Here is a 517-nt window from a genome sequence, read left to right on the forward strand (position 1 = left end):
GCCGCTAGACGAGCCGCCACTGTTCTAGAATCGTCTCCAAACACCTACAGCAATGGCCCCACCGAAGCGGTGGGGCCATTGCTGTTTCGGTCGGGTGGGAAGTGTCAGCGGGCGGCCGCGATGCGTCTCTGGCGGCGCAACTGCCAGTAGCGCGGAATCGTCCATTTCAGCGGCGTCTTGTCGATAACGATGCGCCCGAGGTTAGTTCGGTAGACCACATCGTGACGGACCGCGAACGACCAGTGCCCGACAAACCACGCCACCATCCCCAGCGCCATCACCGTCGGCCCCCAAGAGCTCGACTGCGTCACACCACAGAATCCGATCACGGCGCAGATGCCTCCGATGCCACGCGCCAGCGGCGGCACCAGAAGCGAGGCCACCGCGACCATCGCCACGGCCTGTATCGCGGTCTGCAGGTCCCACATGACACCCCTCCCGTGTTGGCGTTCGTCCCGTCACGGCCCGACCGCACCTGACGGAAGTCCGGGCCGCTTGTTCATTGGCAGTCCTGTTC

At 64.8% G+C, this 517-nt stretch carries 1 protein-coding gene; it reads right to left on the reverse strand.

The window, feature by feature from the left end; translation table 11 throughout:
* Positions 1-104: 104 nt before the first annotated feature.
* A complete protein-coding gene (locus DCI01S_RS16600) occupies positions 105-428 on the reverse strand; it encodes a hypothetical protein (protein WP_061230219.1) in 324 nt (107 codons plus the stop codon).
* Positions 429-517: the final 89 nt, after the last annotated feature.

Source organism: Dietzia cinnamea NBRC 102147, from assembly GCF_001571065.1.
Lineage (GTDB): Bacteria > Actinomycetota > Actinomycetes > Mycobacteriales > Mycobacteriaceae > Dietzia > Dietzia cinnamea.

Coding starts and splice junctions, on each gene's coding strand:
- DCI01S_RS16600 (WP_061230219.1), bottom strand. CDS start 428: ATGTGGGACCTGCAGACCGCGATACAGGCCGTGGCGATGGTCGCGGTG.